19 protein-coding genes and 2 pseudogenes are annotated in these 18,680 nt (G+C 57.6%); 14 read left to right on the top strand and 7 right to left on the bottom strand.

What is annotated here, in order from left to right; all coding sequences use genetic code 11:
* Window positions 1–32: 32 nt before the first annotated feature.
* The 3 genes from JJD74_RS08045 to phoB all read right to left on the bottom strand — a co-directional run bounded on the left by JJD74_RS08045 (window position 33) and on the right by phoB (window position 3,616).
* Window positions 33–1,373 (bottom strand): hemolysin family protein, encoded by a 1,341-nt coding sequence (locus JJD74_RS08045; protein WP_042561813.1) that lies wholly within the window; start codon window positions 1,371–1,373, stop codon window positions 33–35.
* A 122-nt stretch (window positions 1,374–1,495) separates the two neighbouring features.
* Window positions 1,496–2,782 carry a phosphate regulon sensor histidine kinase PhoR gene (phoR, locus tag JJD74_RS08040; RefSeq protein ID WP_215729332.1) on the bottom strand — a complete coding sequence of 429 codons (1,287 nt, stop codon included), beginning with the start codon at window positions 2,780–2,782 and terminating at the stop codon, window positions 1,496–1,498.
* Window positions 2,783–2,926: 144 nt separating this feature from the next.
* Window positions 2,927–3,616 carry a phosphate regulon transcriptional regulator PhoB gene (phoB, locus tag JJD74_RS08035; RefSeq protein WP_007896474.1) on the bottom strand — a complete coding sequence of 230 codons (690 nt, stop codon included), beginning with the start codon at window positions 3,614–3,616 and terminating at the stop codon, window positions 2,927–2,929.
* Window positions 3,617–3,767: 151 nt separating this feature from the next.
* On the opposite strand from phoB, the gene JJD74_RS08030 reads away from it, so the two are divergent.
* Entirely contained in the window at window positions 3,768–4,154 is a 387-nt protein-coding gene (locus tag JJD74_RS08030) for a COG4315 family predicted lipoprotein (RefSeq protein ID WP_150688302.1), read from the top strand.
* 110 nt (window positions 4,155–4,264) lie between these two features.
* Here JJD74_RS08030 and ubiA read toward each other — a convergent pair whose 3' ends face one another.
* Together ubiA and JJD74_RS08020 are read right to left on the bottom strand one after the other, a co-directional pair.
* The gene (gene ubiA, locus JJD74_RS08025) at window positions 4,265–5,155 is read right to left on the bottom strand and encodes a 4-hydroxybenzoate octaprenyltransferase (RefSeq protein WP_042561810.1); all 891 of its coding nucleotides are present in this window, start codon (window positions 5,153–5,155) and stop codon (window positions 4,265–4,267) included.
* Window positions 5,155–5,715, bottom strand: coding sequence for a chorismate--pyruvate lyase family protein (locus tag JJD74_RS08020; protein WP_115146653.1), 561 nt, complete (start codon window positions 5,713–5,715; stop codon window positions 5,155–5,157). The genes ubiA and JJD74_RS08020 overlap by 1 nt, the downstream gene beginning before the upstream one ends.
* Window positions 5,716–5,915: 200 nt before the next feature.
* Here JJD74_RS08020 and JJD74_RS08015 point away from each other — a divergent pair, with 200 nt between their 5' ends.
* The 3 genes from JJD74_RS08015 (at window position 5,916) to JJD74_RS08005 (ending at window position 7,719) form a co-directional block, all read left to right on the top strand.
* Window positions 5,916–6,083 carry a rubredoxin gene (locus JJD74_RS08015; RefSeq protein WP_007954349.1) on the top strand — a complete coding sequence of 56 codons (168 nt, stop codon included), beginning with the start codon at window positions 5,916–5,918 and terminating at the stop codon, window positions 6,081–6,083.
* Between the two features lie 21 nt (window positions 6,084–6,104).
* Complete coding sequence (locus JJD74_RS08010; RefSeq protein WP_047304222.1) at window positions 6,105–7,253, top strand: NAD(P)/FAD-dependent oxidoreductase; 1,149 nt, start codon at window positions 6,105–6,107, stop codon at window positions 7,251–7,253.
* Window positions 7,254–7,443: 190 nt separating this feature from the next.
* The gene (locus tag JJD74_RS08005) at window positions 7,444–7,719 is read left to right on the top strand and encodes an HU family DNA-binding protein (RefSeq protein ID WP_003213368.1); all 276 of its coding nucleotides are present in this window, start codon (window positions 7,444–7,446) and stop codon (window positions 7,717–7,719) included.
* A gap of 97 nt (window positions 7,720–7,816) precedes the next feature.
* Here JJD74_RS08005 and JJD74_RS08000 read toward each other — a convergent pair whose 3' ends face one another.
* On the bottom strand, window positions 7,817–8,173 hold the full coding sequence (locus tag JJD74_RS08000) for a hypothetical protein (RefSeq protein WP_042561808.1): 357 nt from the start codon (window positions 8,171–8,173) through the stop codon (window positions 7,817–7,819).
* A 335-nt stretch (window positions 8,174–8,508) separates the two neighbouring features.
* Window positions 8,509–8,790, bottom strand: a pseudogene (locus JJD74_RS30765) (contractile injection system protein, VgrG/Pvc8 family); the annotation flags it as partial.
* A 713-nt stretch (window positions 8,791–9,503) separates the two neighbouring features.
* Here JJD74_RS30765 and tssA point away from each other — a divergent pair.
* The 10 genes and pseudogenes from tssA to tssG all read left to right on the top strand — a co-directional run bounded on the left by tssA (window position 9,504) and on the right by tssG (window position 18,679).
* Window positions 9,504–11,066, top strand: a pseudogene (gene tssA, locus JJD74_RS07990) (type VI secretion system protein TssA).
* 32 nt (window positions 11,067–11,098) lie between these two features.
* Complete coding sequence (gene tssB / locus JJD74_RS07985) at window positions 11,099–11,602, top strand: type VI secretion system contractile sheath small subunit (protein WP_042561805.1); 504 nt, start codon at window positions 11,099–11,101, stop codon at window positions 11,600–11,602.
* Between the two features lie 26 nt (window positions 11,603–11,628).
* Entirely contained in the window at window positions 11,629–13,104 is a 1,476-nt protein-coding gene (tssC, locus tag JJD74_RS07980) for a type VI secretion system contractile sheath large subunit (protein ID WP_042561804.1), read from the top strand.
* A 9-nt stretch (window positions 13,105–13,113) separates the two neighbouring features.
* Complete coding sequence (gene tssE / locus JJD74_RS07975) at window positions 13,114–13,521, top strand: type VI secretion system baseplate subunit TssE (RefSeq protein WP_042561803.1); 408 nt, start codon at window positions 13,114–13,116, stop codon at window positions 13,519–13,521.
* An 11-nt stretch (window positions 13,522–13,532) separates the two neighbouring features.
* On the top strand, window positions 13,533–14,057 hold the full coding sequence (locus tag JJD74_RS07970) for a PAAR domain-containing protein (RefSeq protein WP_115146648.1): 525 nt from the start codon (window positions 13,533–13,535) through the stop codon (window positions 14,055–14,057).
* An 11-nt stretch (window positions 14,058–14,068) separates the two neighbouring features.
* Entirely contained in the window at window positions 14,069–15,040 is a 972-nt protein-coding gene (locus tag JJD74_RS07965; RefSeq protein ID WP_147282608.1) for a DUF6402 family protein, read from the top strand.
* Window positions 15,041–15,042: 2 nt separating this feature from the next.
* Window positions 15,043–15,441, top strand: coding sequence for a hypothetical protein (locus JJD74_RS07960; RefSeq protein WP_234451686.1), 399 nt, complete (start codon window positions 15,043–15,045; stop codon window positions 15,439–15,441).
* A gap of 2 nt (window positions 15,442–15,443) precedes the next feature.
* On the top strand, window positions 15,444–15,893 hold the full coding sequence (locus JJD74_RS07955; RefSeq protein WP_234451685.1) for a hypothetical protein: 450 nt from the start codon (window positions 15,444–15,446) through the stop codon (window positions 15,891–15,893).
* Between the two features lie 27 nt (window positions 15,894–15,920).
* The gene (gene tssF, locus JJD74_RS07950) at window positions 15,921–17,708 is read left to right on the top strand and encodes a type VI secretion system baseplate subunit TssF (RefSeq protein WP_042561792.1); all 1,788 of its coding nucleotides are present in this window, start codon (window positions 15,921–15,923) and stop codon (window positions 17,706–17,708) included.
* On the top strand, window positions 17,672–18,679 hold the full coding sequence (gene tssG, locus JJD74_RS07945; protein WP_042561791.1) for a type VI secretion system baseplate subunit TssG: 1,008 nt from the start codon (window positions 17,672–17,674) through the stop codon (window positions 18,677–18,679). Before tssF ends, tssG begins: the two co-directional genes overlap by 37 nt.
* Window position 18,680 lies beyond the last annotated feature (1 nt).

The following is an 18,680-nucleotide window of genomic DNA, read 5'->3' as shown; positions in this document are numbered from 1 at the left end:
CGAAGCGATCGGCGCGGTGCCGGATCCGTCGATCAACCCAGCATCAACACCTTCGCCAGCACAATCTTCGGCCCTTTCATCTTCTTGATGATGATCCGCAAGCCTTCGACTTCCAGCACTTCTTCCTCTTCCGGCACCCGTTTGAGGGTTTCATAAACCAGGCCGGCGAGGGTTTCGGCTTCGATGTGGTCCAGGTCGATTCCCAGCAGGCGTTCAACCTTGAACAACGGCGTGTCGCCGCGCACCAGCAGCTTGCCCGGCTGATAGGCAAGAATGCCGCGTTCAGCCTTGCGGTGTTCGTCCTGAATATCGCCGACCAGCACTTCCAGCACGTCTTCCATGGTCAGGTAGCCGATGATGTTGCCATCAGCCTCCTCGACCACGGCGAAGTGCGAGCCACCCTTGCGGAATTGCTCCAGCAGCTGCGACAGCGGCATGTGCCGCGACACGCGCTCCAGCGGGCGGGTCAGCTCAGCCAGGTTGAACGATTCGGGAATGTGATCCAGCGCCGCCAGTTCCAGCAGCAGATCCTTGATGTGCAGCAGGCCGACGAACTCCTGGCGCTCGCTGTCGTACACCGGATAACGGCTGAACTTGTGGCGACGGAACATCGCCAGAATTTCTTTAAGTGGCGCGTTGAATTCCAGAGTGATCAGGTCTTCGCGGGAGTTGGCCCAGTCGACCACTTCCAGTTCGCCCATTTCCACTGCCGAGGCCAAAACACGCATGCCCTGATCGCTCGGGTCCTGGCCACGGCTGGAGTGCAGGATCAGTTTCAGTTCTTCGCGGCTGTAATGGTGTTCATGGTGCGGGCCGGGTTCACCTTGGCCGGCGATACGCAGAATCGCGTTGGCGCTGGCGTTGAGCAGGTAGATCGCCGGGTACATCGCCCAGTAGAACAGGTACAGCGGCACCGCCGTCCACAGCGACAGCAGTTCGGGTTTGCGGATCGCCCAGGATTTGGGCGCCAGCTCACCGATCACGATGTGCAGATAGGAAATGATGAAAAACGCGGTGAAGAACGACACGCCTTTGATGATCTCCGGCGATTGCACGCCGACCGCGCTCAGCAGCGGTTCGAGAATATGCGCAAACGCGGGCTCACCGACCCAGCCCAGACCAAGCGAGGCGAGGGTGATACCGAGCTGACACGCCGAGAGGTACGCATCGAGCTGGCTGTGTACGGTGCGCAGGATGTGCCCGCGCCAGCCGTTCTTGTCAGCGATGGCCTCGACCCGGGTCGAGCGCAGTTTGACCATGGCGAATTCTGCCGCAACGAAAAAGCCGTTGAGCAAAACCAGGATCAGAGCAAAAAGGATCATGCCGAAATCGGCGAATATTGATGCGAGGGACAAGCCAGGGGAAGGGTCCATGATGGAGTTTTGCGGGTTCCGTGTGATTCAAAAGAGATAAAAGCCGCGCCTGAAAGGCAGGTACAAGTCAGCCAATGTAGCGGCTGACTTGGCGATTGCCTAGTGGCGCGTGCCGGCCGGTATCACTCGGCGGCGCTGATCGCCCGTGCGTAAGCGACCTGAGCCGGGGCGAAATGGCAGGTGAACGTGCTGCCGTGGCCGGGCACGCTGCTGATCTCCATGCGCGCACGGTGGCGCAACAACACGTGTTTGACGATGGCCAGACCGAGCCCGGTGCCGCCGGTGTTGGAGTTGCGGCTGGAGTCGACACGGTAGAAGCGTTCGGTCAGTCGCGGCAGGTGTTTGCTGTCGATGCCGATCCCCGAATCCTGCACGCTCAGGTGTGCGCCTTGATCGTCGCCCCACCAGCGAATGCGGATATTGCCCTCGGCCGGGGTGTACTTCACCGCGTTGAACACCAGATTGGAAAACGCGCTGCGCAGCTCCGCCTCGCTGCCTTTGAGCGACAGGCTGCTGTCGGCCTCCAGAGTGATGCGCTGGTTTTTCGAGCCGGACAATTGCTGCGCGTCGCTTGTGATCGATTGCAACAGCGTGTCGATCTGTATCGGTTGGTTGTCGGACGGGTAATCGGTGGCCTCCAGCTTCGCCAGCAGCAACAAGTCGTTTAGCAGCGTCTGCATGCGCCCGCCCTGTTGTTGCATCTGCTGCAGGGCGCGGCTCCAGCGCGGGTTCACTTCTTCGACGTTGTCGAGCAGGGTTTCCAGATAGCCGCAGATAACCGTCAGCGGCGTGCGCAATTCGTGGGAGACGTTAGCGATGAAGTCTTTGCGCATCTGTTCCAGCTGATGAATGCGCGTGACGTCGCGCACCAGCATCAAGTGTTCATTGTTGCCGTAGCGTGTGAGGTACAGCTGAATGCGCACGCGATCGTTGGTCGGCGAGGGGATTTCCAGCGGCTCTGCGTAAGCGTCCTGCTCGAAGTATTCCTTGAAGCGCGGATGGCGCACCAGGTTGGTCACCGGTTGGCCACTGTCCTGTGGGGTTTTGAGTCCGAGCAGGGTTTCGGCGGCGCGGTTCCACCATTCGAGGTTGCCGTCGCTGTCGAGCATGATGACCGCGTCTTTCAGCGCGGCGGTGGACTCCTGAACCCGGTCGATCACCGCTTGCAGGCGCCCGCGCACTCGTTGGTCGCGGCGTTGCAGGTGATAAATGCTGTCGAACACTTCGCCCCACAGACCGTAGCCATCGGGCGGTGCTTCATCGGGTTGGTGCAGGCGCAACCACTCGTGCAGGCGCAGCAATTGCTTGAGTGTCCAGGCCAGGTAAATGCCCAGGCCCGCCGCGAGGCTCCAGCCGTAATAGCCGGTGATCAGGCCTATCACCAGACAGGCGGTGACCAGCAGCAGCATGTGGCGAATCAGGGTGCCATGCCAGTTTTGATTCACGGGGGCGTCCTTAGCCGCAGCTTTAAGTTTCAAGCTGCAAGCTGCAAGCTACAAGTCAGAGCGGCTCGCTGTTTCTTGCCGCTTGTAGCTAGAAGCTTGCAGCTGTTTTTATGCTTTTGTGGAAAACCGGTAGCCGGTGCCACGCACGGTTTGTACCAGATTTTCGTAGGCGTCGCCGAGGGCCTTGCGCAGGCGTCGGATGTGCACGTCGACCGTGCGCTCTTCAACATAGACGTTGCCGCCCCAGACCTGATCCAGTAACTGGCCGCGAGTGTAGGCGCGTTCCTGGTGGGTCATGAAGAATTGCAGCAGACGGTATTCGGTCGGGCCCATCTCGGCCGGTTTACCGTCGATGGTCACGCGGTGGCTGATCGGGTCGAGCAATAGGCCACCGACTTCGATTGGCGCTTCGCCATCGGTCGGGCCGGCGCGGCGCAACACGGCCTTGAGGCGGGCGACCAGCTCGCGTGGGGAAAACGGTTTGGTGATGTAGTCATCGGCGCCGACTTCAAGACCCTGGATCTTGTTGTCCTCTTCGCCCTTGGCGGTGAGCATGATGATCGGGATGTCCCCGGTCAGCTCGTCACGCTTCAAACGTCGGGCCAATTCGATGCCGGAGGTGCCGGGCAGCATCCAGTCGAGCAGGATCAGGTCCGGCTTGCGGTCGACGATGATGGCGTGGGCCTGCTGCGAGTTCTCTGCCTCGAGGCAGTCATAGCCGGCCATTTCCAACGCCACGGCGATCATTTCGCGAATGGGCGCTTCGTCGTCGACGATCAGAATGCTCCTGCCAACCATGCCTTAATCCTCTTGTCATTTAACTGTCTTGCGCCGCATTAGATAACGGAATTATTGCAGTCGTGTGACAGTATTTTAGCTCGGGGGCGAATGTGCAGATCCTCAACTAAGCTTTGAGTCCGAATCCTGACAACCACAAGAGAAGGTTTCCATGACTCAAATGACTGTTTCCTTCAAGGCTTTGCTGATGGCTGCCGCCCTGACTCTGCCTGGACTGGCGATGGCTGCCGATCCGGCCATGATGAAAGACGGCATGATGGTCGACCACAAAGGCATGACGCTTTACACGTTCGACAAGGACGCTGGCGGCAAGTCGATGTGCAACGACGACTGCGCCAAGAACTGGCCACCATTGATGGCGCCGGCGGACGCCAAGGCTGACGGCAAATGGAGTGTCATCAAGCGCGATGACGGCATGATGCAGTACGCCTACGATGGCAAACCGCTGTACACCTTCATGAAGGACGAGAAGCCTGGAGACATGACAGGCGACAAGATGAAAAGCGTTTGGCACGTCGTTCGCGAATCGCAGAAATAACCGCGATTCCCTGTGGGAGCGAGCCTGCTCGCGAAAGCGTCGTGTCAGTCAGAATATTTGTGAACTGATCCACCGCTATCGAGCTGGCTCACTCCCACTGGGTCTGTGGCTCAACGCAACGCGTAATCCAGGACGATCCCGACAAAAATCGCCAGCCCGGCCCAGTGGTTGTGCAAAAACGCCTGGAAGCAGCGCATCCGGTCCTTGCTGCGGGTGTACCAGAACTCCCACGCATAGCAGCCGGCGGCCACCAGCAGACCGAGTTGAAACCAGGTCCCCAGCTCAAATTTCGACCCGGCCAGTAACAGGCATCCCAGCGACAGCGCCTGCAAGGTCAGGATGATCACCCGATCCGCCTCGCCAAACAGAATCGCCGTGGATTTCACGCCGATCTTGAGGTCGTCATCGCGATCGGTCATCGCGTAATAGGTGTCGTAACCGACCGTCCATAACAGATTGGCGATCCACAGCAGCCACGCCGCCGCTGGCAACTCGCCGGTCTCTGCGGTGAAGGCCATCGGCATCCCCCAGGAAAACGCCGCGCCCAGTACCACTTGCGGGTAATAGGTGTAGCGCTTCATGAACGGATAGGTGAAGGCCAGCGCCAGACCGCCCAGCGACAACCAGATCGTCGGGGCGTTGGTACACAACACCAGCAGGAAACTCACCCCCATCAGCAGCGCAAAGAACACCAGCGCCTCTTTTGAGCTGATCCTGCCGGCTGCCAGAGGCCGTTGCGCGGTGCGTTTGACGTGGCCGTCGACCTTGCGATCGGCCCAGTCGTTGATCACGCAGCCACCGGCGCGGGTCAGCACCACACCGAGGACGAAAATCACCACGTTGGCCAGCGACGGCGAACCTTTGCCGGCGATCCACAACGCCCACAAGGTGGGCCACAGCAGCAGATAAATGCCGATCGGCTTGTCCATGCGCGTCAACTGAATGAAATCCCAGGCACGCGGGTTCAAACGGTTCAGGGACTTGAGCAGGCTCTGGTACATCAGCAGTTCTCCGGATGGGCGCGTGCGGCGTCCCACAGGCTCGGCAAGAAGATTTCCGCAACCAGCACGCTCAACGCGCCACGGTCAAAACGCGAACGACGCCCCCACAGCTCGGGCGCCCTGGCGGCTGGCGGCAGCCATTGTTCCGGGTAGTGACAGACTTCGATGGCGCGGCGCTGGAAGGCCTGATCGCAAAACAGCAGTTCGCCCAGCGAGCGGCTGCCCAACTCATCCATGTGCAAACCATCGCCCTGCAATGCACTGCGCGATGCCACGCTGCGGGCGAACACCCACGCTTGGCCATGGCCGCGCAAATACACCTCGCGCACCCAGCCTTCGCTGCCTTCTGCCAGATCCAGCGCGGCGCATTCATCGTCGCGCAAGGTGTCCCAGCCTTCGAACAGCGGCGTGACACTGAAGCCATCGTTGGACAGACGGGTCAGGCGGCGGGTCAGCGAACCTTCGTCGAACAGCCAGTCCAGGGTCGAAGAGTCGGGGAGGGGCGTCAGTCGGCTTTGGGGCAGCCAGAGCGGGGCCGGGGAGGAATTTGTCTGTTGCACAATGAGTCATTATTGGCCGCAAATGAGGCGGCGAGCTTACCATGGCGAGCATCGACATTGATTGATCCGGGTCGCCGTTGCGCCGAACAGGCTTGCATCTGCCCGGTACCATCAGTACAAAACGCCCTGAGCCGGATGGCAGCGCAACACCCATCGACCATTCGCGCCGGCAAAAGCCTGAATCCTGAGGAAGTACCTGAATGAAGAAGTGGCAATGTGTGGTCTGTGGCCTGATCTATAACGAAGCCGACGGCTGGCCGGATGACGGCATCGCGCCGGGCACCCTGTGGCAGGACGTGCCGGAAGACTGGCTGTGCCCAGACTGCGGCGTTGGCAAGATGGACTTCGAAATGATCGAAATCAACTAAGAAAAACTGAGGAAGTAAGGCATGAGCGCACCAGTCGTAATCATCGGCACCGGGCTTGCGGGCTATAACCTGGCCCGCGAGTTTCGCAAGCTCGATAGCGAAACACCGCTGCTGCTGATTACCGCCGATGACGGTCGCTCCTACTCCAAGCCAATGCTCTCCACCGGTTTCGGCAAGAACAAGGACGCCGATGGCCTGAGCATGGCCGAGCCGGGCACGATGGCTGAGCAGTTGAAGGCCGAGGTGCGTACGCACACGCGCATCAGCGGCATCGACGCAGGCCACAAGCGCCTGTGGATCGGCGAAGAAGCCGTGGCATATCGCGACCTGATCCTCGCCTGGGGTGCAGAAACCGTACGCGTGCCGATCGAAGGCGACGGCGCTGATCGGGTGTTCCCGATCAATGATCTCGAAGACTACGCACGTTTCCGCGCGGCAGCGGCTGGCAAGCGTCGGGTGCTGGTGCTCGGTGCCGGGCTGATCGGCTGTGAATTCGCTAACGATCTGATCCTCGGTGGCTACGAGGTGCAACTGGTTGCGCCGTGCGAGCAAGTCATGCCGATGCTGCTGCATCCAGCGGCCGCAGCCGCGGTGCAGTCCGGGCTGGAAAGCCTTGGCGCAAAATTCCACCTCGGCCCGGTGCTGACCCGTCTGCACAAGGTCGCCGATGGCCTGGAAGCGCATTTGTCCGACGGTCAGGTCATTCCCTGCGACGTGGTGGTTTCGGCCATCGGCCTGCGCCCTCGCATCGATCTGGCGGCGGCGGCCGGCGTGCAGGTCAATCGCGGTGTCGTGGTTGATCGACAACTGAAAACGTCCCACGCCAATATCTATGCCTTGGGTGACTGCGCCGAGGTCGACGGGCTGAATCTTTTGTACGTGATGCCCCTCATGAGTTGTGCGCGCGCGCTGGCACAAACCCTCGCAGGCAACCCGACGGCGGTGAACTACGGCCCGATGCCGATCACCGTGAAAACTCCGGTCTGCCCATTGGTGGTATCGCCGCCGCCACGGGGCAGCGAAGGGGTTTGGACCGTCGAGGGGCAGGGCGCCGACATCAAGGCCCTGTGCCACGGCGCCGATGGTCAGTTGCTGGGTTATGCCCTGACCGGTGCGGCGGTGATGGAAAAACTCGCCCTGAACAAACAGCTTCCGGCCCTGCTGGCGTAAATACCGGTCGTTCTGTCGGAATCACCCAGCTTTTGCCCCTACAAAGGTCGCGGGGAGACTGGCGCCGCCCGTATCCGCGTGCCATTCTCACTCCCGTCTGCCGCAGCGTAGAGCCTGCGGCGCCTTGGGCGCTGTTCCAACGAGAACAGCACGGACATAACAACAAAAAACCGTCAAAGGGGCTTCACTAATGCGTAAACCAGAACTCGCCGCTGCAATCGCTGAAAAAGCAGATCTGACCAAAGAACAGGCCAACCGCGTGCTCAACGCCGTTCTCGAAGAAATCACCGGCGCTCTGCACCGCAAGGACAGCGTCACGCTGGTGGGCTTCGGCACCTTCCTGCAACGCCACCGCGGCGCCCGTACCGGCAAAAACCCGCAGACCGGTGAGCCGGTGAAAATCAAGGCCAGCAACACTGTTGCATTCAAGCCAGGCAAGTCGTTGAAAGACAGCGTTAATCCTTAATTGCGGCGAACTCCCTGAATAGTGGGGAGAACCGTAATAGAAAAATGGGCACATCGATTGCGGTCGAGTGCCCATTTTTTGTGGCTGTTTAACGCGCTTACTTGCGTCGGAAGCAAGCCTTGCCGTTGCCGAAGTCTACCGCCAGACAGTTTGGTTCTATGGCCAATTCCAGATCCTGAAACAGGCCGGACAAATCGCTGTTGGAGGCGGCTTTGGTCGCGCTTTTCAGCGTCAGTGTTTCGTTCTCCACCTGCCATGTTCCCTTGGCAAAACCGTCGGCACTGCCATACGAAACACCTGCGTCAAAGGTGCCGTCCTTACGCAATAGCAACTCGGCACCCATTTCCATTGCACCGTACAGATAGTAATGGCCGTCCAGCGGCGGGGCGTCCGCTGACGCTTGGGTGATGGGCAGCCACATCAGTGCTGCGAAGAATAGTGGTTTCAGTTCCATGAGGTAATGCTCCTTAACCGCTTTCGTGGCGGGTTGAATTTTCCGGTGAAGGTTTCAAATTCCAGCTCAATAAGCAACGAATAACGACCTTCGTTTTTGCCAGGTAGTGGTCCTCTTCATTGACGAACTCCCTGATCGTAGCGTTTTGAGAGACCCTCTTTAGTAGCGTTTGAAGTCGAAATGAAAGGGACGACAGTGGTGAATGGTCGGTGACCGACGGTGGGTAAATGAATACCTGGAGATTTTGACGCCTTACCAGCCCTCATAGGGAATCCCGAACTTTTCGATGTAGGCTTTGGATGCATCGGTAAGAGGTCGATGTTTATCGCCGGACTTATCAGCGTCAGCTCATAGCGAGTCAGTCGTTTACCAGACTCTGCCACCGTCACATCTTCGATATGCCCATGAATGCCTTCGCCGTTGAAACCGGATCGTAGAAATGCAGGTTGGCTGAGCAGGCTCTCCAGATCGAAATCCGGATGCTCGCTGACCAGTTCGATTCTCACGGAGTAGAGCTTACTGATGGCTTCGGTGCCGTTGAAGGCAAGCACCTTGAAGTCGTGTCGAATAGCGGGGATTTGCAGGGTGAATAGCGCGCAATTGCCTGCATTGAACATACGCTTGTCCTTAAGCAAGTGAGTCGATGCGCGGTGTCCGATCGTCCGTGATGGCCACGCAAAATAATTTGCAAAGCCAAGCTAGCAACGTTGGAAATAAATTGATGTAAGAAGTGTCCCTGAGATTTGTCAGAGTGTTTCGGGCGTGATGTGGCTGGGTGTATTGACGGAAAGGACTGTGCGAAAGCAGTTCGATAATTATTGAGTTAGCACTGATGCGCAGTATTTGCGGGGGGGAAAGTTTCAATATCATGATTTGCTATCAAATTGATGGCACTTTTGTATTTGAGCGTTGTCGCCGATGAGTTATGGATAGAAGTCAGCAAATTTTCGGAAGAGTCCTACTTCTATTTTTTCAAAGTGTTGTCATGCTTGCCGACGTGAAATGGGACGGTCGTTCGGGTGAATGCGGTCGAGCTTGCTCGGACCGCTCTGGGCCGATGGTTTCGAGGGTGTCGGGGAAATGCCGGCAATATAAATCTATGTCAGGGAATCCCTTGTCATATATAGGGCGATCTCTTACAGCCCCTCATGAACACTTCGTCTTGTTGTTTGATCAGATGCTTGCTAGTGGCCATCATAGTGATTACGATGCGCCCACTTGAAAGAGCACTCACTCAATTTGGATGAGTTTCATCACTGCTCTTCGATACTGTCCGGCGCCGCCGCACCTGAAATTGGCGCCTGACTGTAATCCTTAATAAAGGCCATGGATGTCCTACTCAAGCAAACTTTCCGCCCATTACCTCGAACTCGCCAAAGTCTCTGTTTCCAAAGAGAATTTCGCGGGCGAAGACGTTCGTTTTTCGAGCGAATTCGAGGCGCTGGAAAGCGAGCTGGCCAAAGCTTCGTCGATGCATGAAAGCGGGCAGATCGACTGGCTGAAAATTCGCGAAAACAGCGAAAATCTCCTGCGTACCCAATCCAAGGATTTGCGTGTCGGCGCCTAGCTGACCTGGTCGCTTTACCAGCGTGAATCCTTCCCCGGCCTGCTGGCCGGCCTTGGCTTGCTGCACCACTTGTCGGAAAACAACTGGGCCGACGTTCACCCGCTCAAACCCCGCACACGTGCCGCTGCCATTGGCTGGCTGGTGCCGCGTCTTGAGCAGGTCATCACCGAAAACATTGCGATCAAAGAGCAGTTGCCGATGTTCCGGCAGCTCTCCGAGCACCTGTCTGGTCTCGAAGCCGCTTGCGCTGAACATCTGGGTGACGACTCGCCGCTGTTGCTGCCGATCTCCCGCCGCCTGAAAACCATGATCCAGCGCGCCGCCGACAACCAGCCGGCCCCCGGTGTTGTGGGGGCGGCGGTGGCGCAGGTCAAGCAGGCGGCGAGTCAGCTGCTGACGCCCGGCGCGCCGATCGACAACGAAAGAGACGCCCACAAAGCGCTGCGCGCCCAGCAGGAAAGCGCCCGGCCGTTGTGTGCCTGGTGGCTCAAGCAGAAAGCCACCGACCTGCGCGCCCTGCGCCTGAACCGCACGTTGCTGTGGATGACCATCGACGCCGTGCCCGAGCGTAATGCCGAGCAGATCACCGTGTTGCGCGGTCTGCCGCTCGACAAGCTGAAGCTTTATCAGGATCGATTCGATCAGGGCAAATACGCAGACCTGCTGGTGGAACTGGAGGCGAGTCTGGCGAAGGCGCCGTTCTGGTTCGATGGCCAGAGGATGGTCTGGGAGTGTCTCCAGAACCTCAACGCCGAGCTGGCCATGCGCGAAGTGGAAATCCACTTCGCGCTTTTGATTCAGCGCCTGCCCGGCATTGTCGAATTGCGTTACCACGACGGCGCGCCGTTTGCCGATCCGTCTACCCGGGCGTGGATTGCCGCCAACGTCATGCCGCACCTGCAAAGCGCCAGCGCGCCACGCAAGGTTGAAAGCGACAACGTCGAAACCCAGCCAGCCTGGGAAAAAGCCCTCGAAGAAGTCTTGCCGACTCTGCGCAAGGAAGGCCTCAAGCCTGCCGTGCAGATTCTCAAGCAAGGGCTGCAATCGGCCCACGGCGGGCGCGAGCGCTTCTTCTGGCAGTTCGCGCTCGCAAGGCTGTGCTTCATGGCCAAGAAATACGAACTGGCCAAAAACCAGCTGGAAACCCTCGATCAGACATTACAGGACTCAGGCCTGCACGCCTGGGAGCCCGATCTTGCATTGGAAGTGCTGCACCTGCTGCACAGTTGCTGCGAGTTGTTACCGCAGAACCATGCAGTGCGTGAACGCAAGGAAGAGATTTATCGCAGGCTGTGCCACCTCGATCTCGAAGTGGTACTCGAATAGGCCCCAGGGCCACAACCGCAAGGAGAAAAGCCATGGCCAAAGAAGGCTCGGTAGCCCCCAAGGAACGCATCAACGTCACCTTCAAACCCGCCACCGGCGGTGCTCAGGAAGAGATTGAACTGCCGCTGAAACTGCTGGCAATCGGTGACTACACCCACCGCAAAGACGAGCGCAAGATCGAAGATCGCAAGCCGATCAGCATCGACAAGATGACCTTCGACGAAGTGCTGGCCAAGCAAGAGCTTAGCTTGACGATGAACGTGCCGAACCGTCTGCAGGAAGAAGGCAGCACTGAAGAGTTGGGCGTGCAACTGCGCGTCAATTCGATGAAGGACTTCAACCCGGCCAGCCTGGTCGAGCAAGTGCCTGAGCTGAAAAAGCTGATGGAACTGCGTGACGCGCTGGTGGCCCTCAAAGGCCCGCTGGGTAACGCACCTGCTTTCCGTAAAGCCATCGAAGGCGTGCTCGCCGACGACGAATCCCGCGGTCGCGTACTCGGTGAGCTGGGCCTGAACGCCGCAGCCACTGACGCCTGAACCCAGCAGCCAAGGAAGCCAACATAATGAGCACTAGCGCAGCACAAGAGAAAGGCGCCGCGAGCGGCGAGTACAGCATTCTCGACAGCATCATCGCCGAAACCCGCCTGACGCCGGACGACGAAGCCTACGACATCGCCAAACGCGGTGTGTCGGCGTTCATCGAAGAGCTGCTCAAGCCGCAGAACAACGGTGAGCCGGTCAAGAAAGCCATGGTTGACCGCATGATCGCCGAGATCGATGCCAAGCTCAGCCGTCAGATGGACGAAATCCTGCACCACCCGGACTTCCAGGCTCTGGAATCGTCGTGGCGTGGCCTGCAGTTGCTGGTGGACCGCACCAACTTCCGCGAAAACATCAAGATCGAAATCCTCAACGTCTCGAAAGAAGACCTGCTGGACGATTTCGAAGATTCGCCGGAAGTCATGCAGTCGGGCCTGTATAAACACATCTACACCGCTGAATACGGCCAGTTCGGTGGTCAGCCGGTTGGCGCGATCATCGCCAACTACTACATGTCCCCAAGCTCGCCGGACGTGAAACTGATGCAGTACGTTTCCAGCGTAGCCTGCATGTCCCACGCGCCGTTCATCGCCGCTGCCGGCCCGAAATTCTTCGGTCTGGAAAGCTTCACCGGCCTGCCGGATCTGAAAGACCTGAAAGACCACTTCGAAGGCCCGCAATTCGCCAAATGGCAGAGCTTCCGTACTTCGGAAGACTCCCGTTACGTTGGCCTGACCGTGCCGCGTTTCCTGCTGCGTAACCCGTACGATCCGGAAGAAAACCCGGTCAAATCGTTCGTGTACAAGGAAACCGTTGCCAACAGCCACGAGCACTACCTGTGGGGCAACACCGCTTACGCTTTCGGCACCAAGCTGACCGACAGCTTCGCCAAATTCCGCTGGTGCCCGAACATCATCGGCCCTCAAAGCGGTGGTGCTGTTGAAGACCTGCCGTTGCACCATTTCGAAAGCATGGGCGAAATCGAAACCAAGATCCCTACTGAGGTTCTGGTTTCCGACCGTCGTGAATACGAACTGGCCGAGGAAGGCTTCATCTCCCTGACCATGCGTAAAGGTTCCGACAACGCGGCGTTCTTCTCCGCAAGCTCGGTGCAGAAGCCGAAGTTCTTCGGCATCAGCGCAGAAGGCAAGGCGGCAGAGCTGAACTACAAGCTCGGCACCCAACTGCCGTACATGATGATCGTCAACCGCCTGGCTCACTACTTGAAAGTGCTGCAGCGCGAGCAACTCGGTTCGTGGAAAGAACGTACCGACCTCGAGCTGGAACTCAACAAGTGGATCCGTCAGTACGTGGCCGACCAGGAAAACCCAAGCGCCGAAGTACGTGGCCGTCGTCCGCTGCGCGCTGCGCAAATCATCGTCAGCGACGTTGAAGGCGAGCCAGGCTGGTACCGCGTGAGCTTGAACGTGCGTCCGCACTTCAAGTACATGGGTGCCGATTTCACCCTGTCGCTGGTTGGCAAGCTGGACAAAGAGTAAGAGCGACTCATGGACGGATACGGCAGCCTTTTCGAACGTCTCAATGGCGACGCGGAAAAACGCAAGGGCAGGAGCCTCGAGGTTTCTGCCATGGCGTCAGTCGCTGCCCATCTGGCCAAAATGCTCAGCACCCGGGCCGGCAGCGTGCAAACGCTGTCCGACTACGGGTTGCCCGATCTCAATGACATGCGTCTGAGCCTGCACGACTCCCTGAGTCAGGCCCGTCTGGCCATCGAAACCTTCATCGAAGCCTACGAGCCACGCCTGAGCAACGTGCGTGTCATTTCCCTGCCGCGTGACCACGATCAACTTCGCCTGTCCTTCAGTATCGAAGGCCTGCTGGAAGTTGAAGGGTTCAAGCGTCAGGTCAGTTTTTCCGCGCGCCTGGATGGCAGCGGTCAAGTGAAGGTCACCTAAGGAGAATCCCGATGTCTGGCAAACCCGCAGCACGTGTATCCGACCCCACCGCTTGCCCGCTCCCCGGCCACGGTACCAACCCGATCGCCGCCGGTTCCGGCGACGTGTTCTTCGACGGCCTCGCGGCCGCCCGTGAAGGCGATGCCTCCGCGTGTGGTGGTGCGATGGTTGGTGGTTTGGCCACGACGGTGAAAATCAACGGCAAGTCTGCTGTCACCGTCGATTCTGAAGGCACGCATGGGAATAAGGTTACGGCAGGGTCATCGACGGTAATTATCGGTAACTCGCACTCGCCGGCGCCGTTTGTGCCGCCGTTGCCAGTGGAGATTAAGTGGCCGTTTACGGAGCACTTCGTTGTTACTGATCCCGAGACAGGCGCACCGGTAGTTAATCGTGGATACACCATCCGTACTGACTCAGGAAAAGAGGTTACGGGTGTAACGGACAGTGAAGGCAAAACCTCAGTGGTCGGCTCTTCCATCGCTGAAGGGGTCACTTTGTTTTTGGATTCTCAAGACTCGATAGCCATTTCCTGAGACTGATTTTTATGCCAGCTCCTATTAAAACTGCACTGACGCCCGCTGAAAATAAAGAAGGTCAAAGTGTTCAGGTCAAGGACTTTCAGATTTCTTCAATTCCACGGGTTATGGATAAGTTGGGGTGGACGGTATCTGCTCGTGTTATGCGGAAATGGTTTGCTGGCGAACCTTATGAATTGTCAAAGTCTGTCAAGCAGGGCGATCTTGCAGCGAGCACATTGAGTGCGGAAAAGCTCCTTACAGATATACCGTTTGATTGGCTGTTTTCAGGATCGAAACGAGTAAAGCCAAAAATTGATGAGTTCGTCGCGGCGCTTTCATCATCGTCCGAATTTAACAATAGCGTTGGTAGATTAAAGGGTTCTCTGGACGAGCTCTCCAGAGGTCTGGTCGTATTAATGACTCGCCTTCAACGACTCGGGTTGCTGGATGCTAAAGCAAAAAAATTGAAAAGTACTTATCTGGACTATAGCGATAAAACAGCGTTGGAACTCGAAGAGATATCTCAGTTTAACTTGATTCGGTTCGGGGCCACAGACTGGGAGAAAGCTACCGATGCTCTGGACGATGTATACGGTGCGCTAGGAACTTTTGTTGTTAAGGTTGCAGCTACCAAGTTACGGACTATTTCAAATGATAATGGCTTTCCGGCAATAGAGATTGAGCAGATCGGGCTTTATGTCCGAGATACATACGATTTTCTCAATGCAGGGGATGATCAACTGCTGGGCTACTGGTCGGAGGAGGGCGTCATCAGGCCTGGACCAATTGATTACGTCACCGAACCAAAGCTGATCGAAAAAGGTGGGGTGGAATATCATAAAGTGACGAATGGAAAGTTTAATGAGTATCGCAAGTTGCACGGCAAGGGTGGCGATTTCATGATCTATACGGCCGTTAAATTATATGATGTCTCATTTATCATTCACCTTGGGCCAATCGATTTTGATGAGTATCTTTCTCGCTCAGGGTCGAAGTGATTATGAAGGCGCCTTCGAAACTGTTTTTGTTTTTATTTTTGGTGGGGGCACCCATTTTTGTTTGGCTGTATATAAAGCTGGGTGCTGCCGCAGCGGCAGAGGTTTATTCGACAAAATGGAATGAATCAAAAACTTGCTATATAAATTCATATATCCCCAGGTATTCGAGTTTTGGTGTTGCTGGGAAAGTGGTAAAGCTTTTTACAAGTGAAGCTTTTTTTCGGGTGTATAACAAAAAAGGTGAATTGCTAAGGTCATCTGAGTGGCTACTCTGGCAAAGTGAGTTCACAACAGATGAACGCTCACAGTGGATCAATGGTCATGCAATCTACCCAACTTCATCAGGCTATGAAGGCTGGAATATTACAGCATGCGCACCGTTAGACGGCGGTGAGGAATAAATATGTACGGGGAATGGAAGAGCCTCAATGTTCAATATTTGAGCTCAGGAGGTCGTCGATTACTCGTGGCTGCCCTATGGTTTCCGCTGGTTGTTCTCTCGCTCATTGTGCTGATTGATCAATTGAATGAACCGCCTTCCGTTGCTCTGAATTTTGAAACCTTAGGAATGATTTTTGGAGTTCCGGCATACATCGCTTTTGCAATTCTGGAAATGCGGCTCATGCGGGATAAGCCTGAGCAGCGGGTGCTTAATCGAATTTGGCTTGGGCCGCTGGTGTTCATGCTTTTTTACGCCGTCAACTGGATGCTCTTTCGGTTAGCGGGAGGACTCAGCGGTCAGCCCATGAAGGGCGCGATGATGATCGAGTGGCTGGCATATGTTCCGACCTTGCTCATCTTCGGCTACGTAGTGTCCGGACTGACAGTCGCGCTCTACAGGATATTTTTTTGATGAGTTCCACTACCAGGCAGGTAACCCGTGTCCTTTAACCACTACTACCAAAGCGAACTCACCGCACTGCGCCAACTCGGTCGCCGTTTCGCCGAGCGTAGCCCGGCGTTGGCGCCGTATCTGGGGCAGGCCGGGCGGGATCCGGATGTGGAGCGGTTGCTGGAAGGCTTTGCGTTTCTGACCGGGCGCCTGCGCCAGAAGCTCGATGACGAGTTGCCGGAACTCAGCCATTCGCTGATGCAATTGCTGTGGCCGAACTACATGCGGCCGCTGCCGGCGTTCAGCATTTTGCAGTTCGATCCGCTCAAGCGTTCCGGCCCGGCATTGGTGGTCGAGCGCGATACACCGGTGGAAAGCAAACCGGTCGAAGACGTGCGTTGCCGCTTCCGCACTTGCTACCCGACTGAGGTGCTGCCGCTGGATCTAGCCGCGCTGAATTATTCGGTAAAGGGCGACGGTTCGCTGCTCAGCCTGCGTCTGGAAATGAGCGCCGACGGCCACCTCGGCGAACTGGAACTGAGCAAGCTGCGCCTGCATTTTGCCGGTGAGCGTTATATCAGCCAGATGCTTTATCTGAGCCTGCTGCGCAACCTCGAAGGCATCGAACTGATCCCGCTCGACGGCGCCGGCAAGCCGATTGATGGCGTCAGCGGCAAACCGATGGCGTTCAAGATTCCCGGTGACCGGGTCAAACCGGTTGGCTTTGCCGAAGAAGAAGCGTTGATCCCGTATCCGCTGAACACCTTCCGTGGCTACCGCTACCTGCAGGAATACTTCGCCTTCCAGGATAAATTTCTGTTCGTCGACGTCAACGGTCTGGACATTCTCAAGGCATTGCCGGAAGACACCCTCAAGCAGATGCGCGGCCTGGAGTTGCGTTTCGACATTCGCAAGAGCGGCATCATGCGCATGCGTCCGACGCTGGATAACGTGAAGCTGTTCTGCACGCCGATCGTCAATCTGTTCGAGCACGACGCGCTGCCGATTCGCCTCGACGGCAAGCAGGACGAATACCTGCTGCTGCCGGCGGAATACGATCTGGAAAACTGCGGCGTGTTCTCGGTGGAAACCGTGACGGGATGGAAGCCCGGCGGCCTCGGCTATCAGGAGTACGTGCCGTTCGAATCCTTCGAGCACGACCCGAGTTTCGACGTGCCCAACAGCCGTCCGCATTACAGCATTCGCCAGCGTTCGTCCTTGCTGCACGACGGCCTCGACACTTACCTGAGCTTCGGCATTCGCCACACAGAAGCCCATGAAACCCTGTCGATCGAGCTGATGTGCACCAACCAGAACCTGCCGAAGAAGCTCAAGCTCGGCGACATCTGCATGGCCTGCGAAGAGACGCCGGAGTTCTTGAGTTTCCGCAACATTACCCCGGCCACTTCAAGCTTCGCGCCGCCGCTGAACCGTGACTTCCTGTGGAAGCTGATCAGCAACATGTCGCTTAACTATCTGTCGCTGGCCGACGTCAATGCGTTGAAGGTGATTCTGGAAACCTACGACCTGCCGCGCTACTACGACCAGCACGCGGAGAAAGTCAGCAAGCGCCTGCTCGGCGGCCTCAAACATATCAAGCACCACCACGTCGATCGGCTGCACCGTGGCCTGCCGGTGCGCGGTTTGCGCACCGAGCTGACCATCGATCCGGAAGGGTATATCGGCGAAGGCGACCTGTTCGTTTTCGCTTCGGTTCTTAACGAGTTTTTCGCGCTTTACGCCAGTCTCAATTCATTCCATGAGCTGCGGGTAAAAAGCACACAGGGAGAGGTGTACCAATGGACACCACGTATGGGCCTTCAGCCCCTGCTTTAAGCGGGCTGACCCGGGTAATACGCGAGTACTCGCTGTTTCAGGCCGTGCTGCTGGTGATCGACCGGCTGCGCGAGGCACACCCGCACCTGAGCGAAGACGATTTGTACGATCAGGTCGAGTTTCAGGCCAACCCCAGCCTCGGATTTCCGCGTAGCGATGTCGATCGCGTGGAGTTTTTCGAAGAGCACGGGCAGATGCGCGCGCGCGTGCGTTTCAACCTGATCGGCCTGGTCGGTTCCGGTTCACCGCTGCCGGCGTTCTACGGCGAACAAGCCTTGGGCGACAGCGAAGACGGCAACCCGACGCGCAATTTCCTCGACCTGTTCCACCATCGCCTGCAACGGCTGATGCTGCCGATCTGGCGCAAGTACCGCTATCGCGCGAGTTTCCAGAGCGGGGCGATTGACCCGTTTTCGTCGCAGCTGTTCGCACTGATCGGCCTGGGTGGCGACGAGATTCGCAAGGCCAAGGAACTCAACTGGAAACGCCTGCTGCCGTACCTCGGCCTGCTCAGTTTGCGGGCGCACTCGGCGGCGTTGATCGAGGCCGTGCTGCGTTACTACTTCAAGCACGAAGACCTGGTCATCGAGCAGTGCATCGAGCGCCGCGTGGAAATTCTCGACGAGCAGCGCAATCGTTTGGGCCGCGACAACAGCGTGCTTGGCGAGGACCTGGTGCTCGGTGAGCGCGTGCGCGACCGCAGCGGCAAATTCCGCATTCATATCACCCAACTCGACTGGCAGCGATTCCACGAATTCCTGCCAATCGGTTTTGGTTACCAGCCGCTCTGCGCGCTGGTGCGGTTCACCCTGCGTGACCCGCTCGATTACGACATTCGCCTGGTCTTGCGCCAGGAAGAAATCCGCGAACTGCGCATCGGTGAGCAGAACGCCTGTCGCCTCGGCTGGACCAGTTGGCTGGGCCGCGAGAAGGCGGACGGCGTGGTGACACTGGGCAGCAAAATTCATTAAG

Source organism: Pseudomonas sp. MF6776 (assembly GCF_016613125.1).
GTDB lineage: Bacteria > Pseudomonadota > Gammaproteobacteria > Pseudomonadales > Pseudomonadaceae > Aquipseudomonas > Aquipseudomonas iridis.
The sequence above is the reverse complement of the archived record's forward strand: the minus strand, read 5'-3'. Positions and strand labels throughout refer to the sequence as shown.

Bases quoted from the DNA above. Each gene is read 5' to 3' on its own strand.
- JJD74_RS08000 (WP_042561808.1), bottom strand. From the start codon at position 8,173: ATGGAACTGAAACCACTATTCTTCGCAGCACTGATGTGGCTGCCCATC.
- tssG (WP_042561791.1), top strand. From the start codon at position 17,672: ATGGACACCACGTATGGGCCTTCAGCCCCTGCTTTAAGCGGGCTGACC.
- JJD74_RS07960 (WP_234451686.1), top strand. From the start codon at position 15,043: ATGAAGGCGCCTTCGAAACTGTTTTTGTTTTTATTTTTGGTGGGGGCA.
- JJD74_RS07955 (WP_234451685.1), top strand. From the start codon at position 15,444: ATGTACGGGGAATGGAAGAGCCTCAATGTTCAATATTTGAGCTCAGGA.
- tssB (WP_042561805.1), top strand. From the start codon at position 11,099: ATGGCCAAAGAAGGCTCGGTAGCCCCCAAGGAACGCATCAACGTCACC.
- phoR (WP_215729332.1), bottom strand. From the start codon at position 2,782: ATGCTGCTGCTGGTCACCGCCTGTCTGGTGATAGGCCTGATCACCGGC.
- JJD74_RS08045 (WP_042561813.1), bottom strand. From the start codon at position 1,373: ATGGACCCTTCCCCTGGCTTGTCCCTCGCATCAATATTCGCCGATTTC.
- tssC (WP_042561804.1), top strand. From the start codon at position 11,629: ATGAGCACTAGCGCAGCACAAGAGAAAGGCGCCGCGAGCGGCGAGTAC.
- ubiA (WP_042561810.1), bottom strand. From the start codon at position 5,155: ATGTACCAGAGCCTGCTCAAGTCCCTGAACCGTTTGAACCCGCGTGCC.
- JJD74_RS08015 (WP_007954349.1), top strand. From the start codon at position 5,916: ATGAAGAAGTGGCAATGTGTGGTCTGTGGCCTGATCTATAACGAAGCC.
- JJD74_RS08010 (WP_047304222.1), top strand. From the start codon at position 6,105: ATGAGCGCACCAGTCGTAATCATCGGCACCGGGCTTGCGGGCTATAAC.
- tssE (WP_042561803.1), top strand. From the start codon at position 13,114: ATGGACGGATACGGCAGCCTTTTCGAACGTCTCAATGGCGACGCGGAA.
- JJD74_RS08005 (WP_003213368.1), top strand. From the start codon at position 7,444: ATGCGTAAACCAGAACTCGCCGCTGCAATCGCTGAAAAAGCAGATCTG.
- JJD74_RS07970 (WP_115146648.1), top strand. From the start codon at position 13,533: ATGTCTGGCAAACCCGCAGCACGTGTATCCGACCCCACCGCTTGCCCG.
- JJD74_RS07965 (WP_147282608.1), top strand. From the start codon at position 14,069: ATGCCAGCTCCTATTAAAACTGCACTGACGCCCGCTGAAAATAAAGAA.
- phoB (WP_007896474.1), bottom strand. From the start codon at position 3,616: ATGGTTGGCAGGAGCATTCTGATCGTCGACGACGAAGCGCCCATTCGC.
- JJD74_RS08030 (WP_150688302.1), top strand. From the start codon at position 3,768: ATGACTCAAATGACTGTTTCCTTCAAGGCTTTGCTGATGGCTGCCGCC.